Origin of the sequence: Rhizobium sp. SG741, from assembly GCF_012275435.1 — a bacterium.
Lineage (GTDB): Bacteria > Pseudomonadota > Alphaproteobacteria > Rhizobiales > Rhizobiaceae > Rhizobium > Rhizobium lusitanum.
Genome location: NZ_JAAZQP010000016.1, coordinates 146,570 through 152,733 on the forward strand (window position 1 = coordinate 146,570; position 6,164 = coordinate 152,733).

Here is a 6,164-nt window from a genome sequence, read left to right on the forward strand (position 1 = left end):
TCCAGTATGCTCGAGCAGGCTTCAGGTGGCGGGGACATTGCCAACGCTGTTTATTTCTCGGTGCTGCAGGCCTCGGCTGCAGTTTTATAAAAAAATTTCGGCAAAAATGGAATTTAAATGACGATATTGGTTTCCGGAGGAGCCGGCTTTATTGGCGGGAATTTCGTTCTCGACTGGCTCAGGCAGGGTGATGAAAGGGTCATCAACCTCGACAAGCTGACCTATGCCGGCAATCTGGATACGCTGAGGGGATTGAACGGCGATAATCGTCATGTGTTCGTGCATGGCGATATCGGTGACCGCGGACTGGTCGATACGTTGCTTGCGACCCACAAACCCCGCGCGGTGATCAATTTTGCGGCCGAAAGCCATGTCGACCGATCCATTCACGGGCCTGGCGATTTCATTCAGACGAATGTCGTCGGCACGTTCAATCTGCTGGAGGCGGTTCGTGGTCACTGGGATGGCTTGCCGGGCGACGAGAAGCCGGCCTTCCGCTTTCTCCATGTCTCGACCGATGAGGTCTACGGTACGCTGTCCAAGGACGACGCGCCGTTCAACGAGCTCAATCGCTATGAGCCGAACAGCCCTTATTCGGCCAGTAAGGCTGCATCGGATCATCTCGTTCGCGCCTGGCATCATACCTATGGGCTGCCGGTGCTGACGACGAATTGCAGCAACAATTACGGCCCCTATCACTTTCCGGAAAAGCTGATCCCGCTGGTGATCTTGAATGCGCTTTCGGGCAAGAACCTCCCGATTTATGGCGACGGACAGCAGATCCGCGACTGGCTTTACGTCAGGGATCACTGCAGCGCCATTCGTCGCGTGCTGGAAGCCGGCAGGGTCGGTGAGACCTACAATGTCGGCGGCTGGAACGAAAAGCCCAATCTGGATGTGGTTCATACCATCTGCGCCATCCTCGATGAGTTGCGGCCGAAGGCCGATGGCACCCGTTACCGCGATCAGATCGCCTTCGTGAAGGACAGGCCCGGTCACGATCGCCGCTATGCCATCGATGCCCGCAAGCTCGAACGCGAACTGGGCTGGAAGCCCGAGGAGACGTTCGAGACGGGCATTCGCAAGACGATCGAATGGTATCTCGGTAACCAGGATTGGGTGCGAAACGTCACCAGTGGCGCCTATCGCGAATGGGTCGGCAAGCAGTATGAGGTGCAGCTGTGAGCACAATTCTGGTGACGGGCGCCAACGGACAGGTCGGGTTCGAATTGCAGCGCTCGGTCGCAGCACTCGGCGACGTGGTGGCCATGACCCGCGGGGAGATGGATCTTGCCAATGAGGCAAGCATTCTCTTAGCACTGCAGGCGCACAGGCCGCGCGTCATCGTAAATCCGGCCGCCTATACGGCTGTTGATCGTGCCGAGAGCGACGCGGAGCAGGCGATGGCCGTGAATGCGGCGGCGCCGGGGATATTGGCGCGCTGGGCCGCCGACAACGGCGCCTGGCTGGTGCACTATTCGACCGATTATGTTTTCGACGGCACAAAAGCCGATGCGTATGTGGAGAGCGATACGGCCAATCCGCAATCGGTCTACGGCGAAAGCAAATGGCTGGGTGAAGAGGCCGTCCGCTCCGCCGGCGGTCGCCATCTCATCCTGCGGACGAGCTGGGTTTACGGCCATCACGGCAACAACTTCCTGAAGACCATCCTTCGGCTCGCGCAAGAGCGCAGCTCCTTGAATGTTGTTGCCGACCAGGTGGGGGCGCCGACATCGGCGGCCCTGATCGCCGATGTCACGCGCACGGTCATCGAGCGTATCGCCCGTCCGGATGCGTCGGATTTGTCGGGTACCTATCATCTCAGCGCGCAAGGCAACACGTCGTGGCATGGCTATGCGGCGCATATCGTCCGCCAGGCATCTGCCAGGGACGTCAAGCTTGCGCTGACCATCGACGCGCTCAAGCCTATCCCGACCGCCGAATACCCGACGCCTGCAAAGCGCCCGCACAATTCGAGACTGGATTGCACAAAGCTTATGGATGGCTTTGACCTCAGTCTTCCTGCCTGGCAGGAGGGTGTCGAGGACGTCATCGACAGGCTGAAGCCTTCGACGCATTGAAACTGGCAAGATCTCATGAAGGCTTGTGGTCACCCTCCATGGCCTGACGGAACGAGAACGCGATAGAGACGAGACGCTGGACCATGAACAAGGCACGCAAAGGCATCATACTCGCTGGTGGATCGGGAACACGCCTCTATCCTGTTACGCTGGCCGTCAGCAAGCAGCTCCTGCCGATCTACGACAAACCGATGATCTACTATCCGCTGACGACCTTGATGCTGGCCGGCATCCGCGAAATCCTCATCATCTCGACGCCGCAGGATACGCCCCGTTTCGAACAATTGCTCGGTGATGGCAGCCAATGGGGGATCAAGCTTGAGTATGCGGTTCAGCCGAGCCCGGATGGTCTGGCGCAGGCATTCCTGATCGGCGAGAAATTCCTGGATGGAGCACCGTCCGCCTTGGTGCTCGGGGACAATATTTTCTATGGACATGACTTCTCGGGGCTGCTCCATCAGGCGGGCGACAAAGAGGCCGGAGCAACTGTCTTTGCCTATCACGTCCAGGACCCGCATCGCTACGGTGTGGTCGAGTTCGATGAGCAGGGCAGGGCGATCAGCCTAGAGGAAAAGCCGGCGCTGCCGAAGAGCAATTATGCCATCACCGGGCTCTATTTCTATGATGCGAGCGTTGTCGACGTGGCGAAATCCATACGCCCTTCGCCGCGCGGCGAACTGGAAATAACCGATGTCAACATGCATTATCTGAACACCGGACAACTGGATGTGCAGACAATGGGGCGTGGCTATGCCTGGCTCGACACCGGCACGCACGAATCCATGCTGGAGGCCAGTCACTATATCGCCACCATCGAAAACCGGCAGGGTCTGAAAGTCGCCTGCCCCGAGGAAATCGCCTATCGCAGCGACTGGATCGATGCATCGCAGGTCGAGGCGCTGGCCCTTCCGCTGAAGAAGAACGGCTACGGGCAATATCTTCTCGGAATGCTGCGCGAGCGGATATTCTGACCGCGCCGTGACATCTCCCGCAGCTTGCCTCCGCAATGCGATCAACTGAAGCAGGAAGACGAATGAAAGCCATCGATACCGCCATTCCGGATGTCAAGATCATCGAACCCACGGTGTTTGCCGACGACCGTGGCTTCTTCTTCGAAAGCTTCAGCAAGGCCAAGTTCGAGGCGGCGATCGGGCGAAGCGCCGATTTCGTGCAGGACAACCATAGCCGGTCGGGAAAGGGCGTCTTGCGCGGTCTGCACTATCAGTTGCCGCCGCATGCCCAGGCCAAGCTCGTTCGGGTCGTGGTTGGCGAAGTCTATGATGTCGCTGTCGATATCCGGAAATCCTCGCCGACATTCGGGCAATGGGTGGGGGTTTTGTTGTCGGAGGAAAACAAGCGCCAGCTTTGGATCCCGGAAGGATTTGCCCATGGGTTCCTGACGCTAAGCGACCATGTCGAGTTCCTTTACAAGACGACGGATTATTATGCGCCGGAGAGCGATCGCGGAATTCGCTGGGATGACCCGCAAATCGCCATCGACTGGAAAATCGCCGACGTATCGACACTCTCCGCCAAGGATCAACGCCAGCCGTTGCTCGCGGATGCAGAAACGTTCGATTGAGACGATATCGGGGCCGCTCGCCGGCGAAGCATGCATGCAAGGCTATGCGACTCGTCATGTGTTTTTGACAGGCCAAACGATGCCGTAGGTGACGCCGCCATCGCTTTTCGATACAGGAATAGCATGCGCGTTCTACATTTCTTCAAAACATATTGGCCCGATACATTTGGTGGTGTCGAGCGGACGATCCATGCGATTGCCAAAGGGACTGCCAAATACGGCGTCGAATCCGATGTTCTGTCACTTAGCAAAAAGCCCAGCGAACACAGCGTGGAATTCGATGGCCATATGGCTCACAAGGCCAGACTCGATTTCGAATTCGCCTCCACCGGCTTCTCGCGCGAGGTGTTCGGACGTTTTCGCGAGCTGAGCAGCAGGGCTGACATCGTCCACTATCATTTCCCCTGGCCGGTGATGGATATCGTCCATCTTGCGGCCCATACCGACAAGCCGACGGTCGTCACCTATCATTCCGATATCGTGAAGCAAAAGGTCCTGCTGCAATTCTACAAGCCGTTGATGTCTCGCTTTTTGAAAAGTGTCGATCGCATCGTTGCGACGTCCCCCAACTATCTGGCGTCGAGTGACGTCCTGAAACGGTTCGAATCGAAGACGACAGTCATTCCCTTGGGTCTCGACGAGGCGGACTATCCAAGGGCTGATGAGGCGACCCGTGCGCGGTGGCGCAACCGCTTTCCCGACCGCTTTCTCCTGTTTGTCGGCGTTCTGAGATATTACAAAGGTGTCCACATCCTGCTGGAGGCGGCAAGGAGGAACGGCCTAAGCGTCGTCGTCGTCGGCAGCGGGCCGATGGAAGCGGAGTTGAAGCAGTCGGCCGAACAAGGTGTCCACAATGTCCACTTTGTCGGCGCCCTGCCGGATCCCGACAAGATCGCCCTGCTCGAACTCTGCGAGGCGCTGGTTTTCCCGTCCCCGCTCCGTTCAGAGGCTTTCGGACTGTCGCTCGTCGAGGCTGCCATGTTCGGCAAGCCGATGATTTCCTGCGAAATCGGCACTGGGACAAGTTTCGTCAATTTGAACAACGAGACAGGATTCGTGGTACCGCCGAATGACATCGATGCCCTATCGGATGCGATGAAGCGCATCTGGCAGGACAGGGAGAAGACGATCGCGATGGGTGCCGCGGCCCGGGATCGCTATCTCTCGCATTTCACAGCTGAGAAAATGTGCTTGGCCTATTATGGTCTATATCGCGAACTGGCGGGCGAATTGCCGATCCAGAGCGAGCGCGTCTAGGGAAAATTCGATCGCGGAAGTCTTCAATTGAGCTCGTTCGGCCTATTATGAGCGGCCTATCTTCGGTGCCCAATTGCGGCCGACGAATGCGGCGGCCCCAGGATCCCCAAACTTGCTGCCCAGTCCGATTTTGACATGGAACGAACGATTGCAGTATGGACTTCCTCATAGGTGGTTTTTTGTTATCGATAGCGCACGCCATGGGGGAACTTGTCGCCAGTCGTTGTCATTGGCTCACATAACGGCTAAATGGCGCTGGAAAATCGGCACCCGGAGTGACTATGTGTTCGGCAGAGAGCGGTGCCTTGCTGTAAGCAATTTGGTCAAATGCGGCGAGAATGGAGATATAAGTGGCGAAGAAAGCACTGGTAACGGGGATCACGGGTCAGGACGGCGCCTATCTGGCGGAACTATTGCTGAAGAACGGTTATGAAGTCCATGGACTTGCCCGTCGTTCAAGCACTTCGGATGTCAATCTCAGCCGCCTGCAATGGCTTGGCATCGAACAAGACGTCCGTATCGTCGACGGTGACTTGATGGATCTTTCCGGTCTCGTCCGTACCATAAAGGACGTTACGCCGGACGAAGTCTATAATCTCGGTGCTCAATCCTTCGTCAAGTCCTCCTGGCAGCAGCCCTATCTCACCGGCCAGGTAACGGCTCTCGGCGTGACGAATATCCTGGAGGCCATCCGTCTCGAGCGGCCTGAGGCTCGCTTCTATCAGGCGTCTTCCTCGGAAATGTACGGGCTCATTCAGGAGCCGATGCAGTCGGAGCTGACGCCCTTCTACCCGCGCTCGCCTTATGCGGTCGCCAAGCTCTACGGCCATTGGATCACGATCAACTATCGTGAGAGTTTCGGCCTGCATGCGTCGAGCGGCATTCTCTTCAACCATGAATCTCCACTTCGCGGTATCGAGTTCGTCACGCGCAAGGTGACGGATGCGGTCGCTCGCATCAAGCTTGGCCTGGCAAACGAACTTCGGCTCGGAAATATCGATGCCAAGCGCGATTGGGGGCATTCGAAGGATTATGTTCGTGCCATGTGGCTGATGCTGCAGCAGGACGTCGCTGACGACTATGTCATTGCGACCGGTCGGACGACGACCGTGCGCGACATGTGTGCCATCGCCTTTCAGCATGTCGGCCTGAAGATGGAGGATCATCTGGTGATCGATCCTCAACTCTTCCGCCCGGCGGAAGTGGATGTGCTGCTCGGCAACCCGGAGAAGGCTCGCAAGACG

6 protein-coding genes are annotated in these 6,164 nt (G+C 57.5%); all 6 read left to right on the forward strand.

The window, feature by feature from the left end:
- Positions 1-117 precede the first annotated feature (117 nt).
- Complete coding sequence (rfbB, locus tag FHT29_RS30270; RefSeq protein WP_168600835.1) at positions 118-1,185, forward strand: dTDP-glucose 4,6-dehydratase; 1,068 nt, start codon at positions 118-120, stop codon at positions 1,183-1,185.
- Positions 1,182-2,081 carry a dTDP-4-dehydrorhamnose reductase gene (gene rfbD, locus FHT29_RS30275; RefSeq protein WP_168600836.1) on the forward strand — a complete coding sequence of 300 codons (900 nt, stop codon included), beginning with the start codon at positions 1,182-1,184 and terminating at the stop codon, positions 2,079-2,081. Before rfbB ends, rfbD begins: the two co-directional genes overlap by 4 nt.
- A gap of 83 nt (positions 2,082-2,164) precedes the next feature.
- Positions 2,165-3,052, forward strand: a complete 888-nt coding sequence (rfbA, locus tag FHT29_RS30280; RefSeq protein ID WP_168600837.1) for a glucose-1-phosphate thymidylyltransferase RfbA — start codon at positions 2,165-2,167, stop codon at positions 3,050-3,052.
- 62 nt (positions 3,053-3,114) lie between these two features.
- Positions 3,115-3,663, forward strand: a complete 549-nt coding sequence (gene rfbC, locus FHT29_RS30285) for a dTDP-4-dehydrorhamnose 3,5-epimerase (RefSeq protein WP_168600838.1) — start codon at positions 3,115-3,117, stop codon at positions 3,661-3,663.
- A gap of 123 nt (positions 3,664-3,786) precedes the next feature.
- On the forward strand, positions 3,787-4,920 hold the full coding sequence (locus FHT29_RS30290) for a glycosyltransferase family 4 protein (RefSeq protein ID WP_047562274.1): 1,134 nt from the start codon (positions 3,787-3,789) through the stop codon (positions 4,918-4,920).
- Between the two features lie 350 nt (positions 4,921-5,270).
- Positions 5,271-6,164 (forward strand): GDP-mannose 4,6-dehydratase (locus tag FHT29_RS30295; protein ID WP_168600839.1); only part of this gene is annotated, 894 nt, incomplete at its 3' end.

Coding starts and splice junctions, on each gene's coding strand:
- rfbB (WP_168600835.1), top strand. CDS start 118: ATGACGATATTGGTTTCCGGAGGAGCCGGCTTTATTGGCGGGAATTTC.
- rfbA (WP_168600837.1), top strand. CDS start 2,165: ATGAACAAGGCACGCAAAGGCATCATACTCGCTGGTGGATCGGGAACA.
- rfbC (WP_168600838.1), top strand. CDS start 3,115: ATGAAAGCCATCGATACCGCCATTCCGGATGTCAAGATCATCGAACCC.
- FHT29_RS30290 (WP_047562274.1), top strand. CDS start 3,787: ATGCGCGTTCTACATTTCTTCAAAACATATTGGCCCGATACATTTGGT.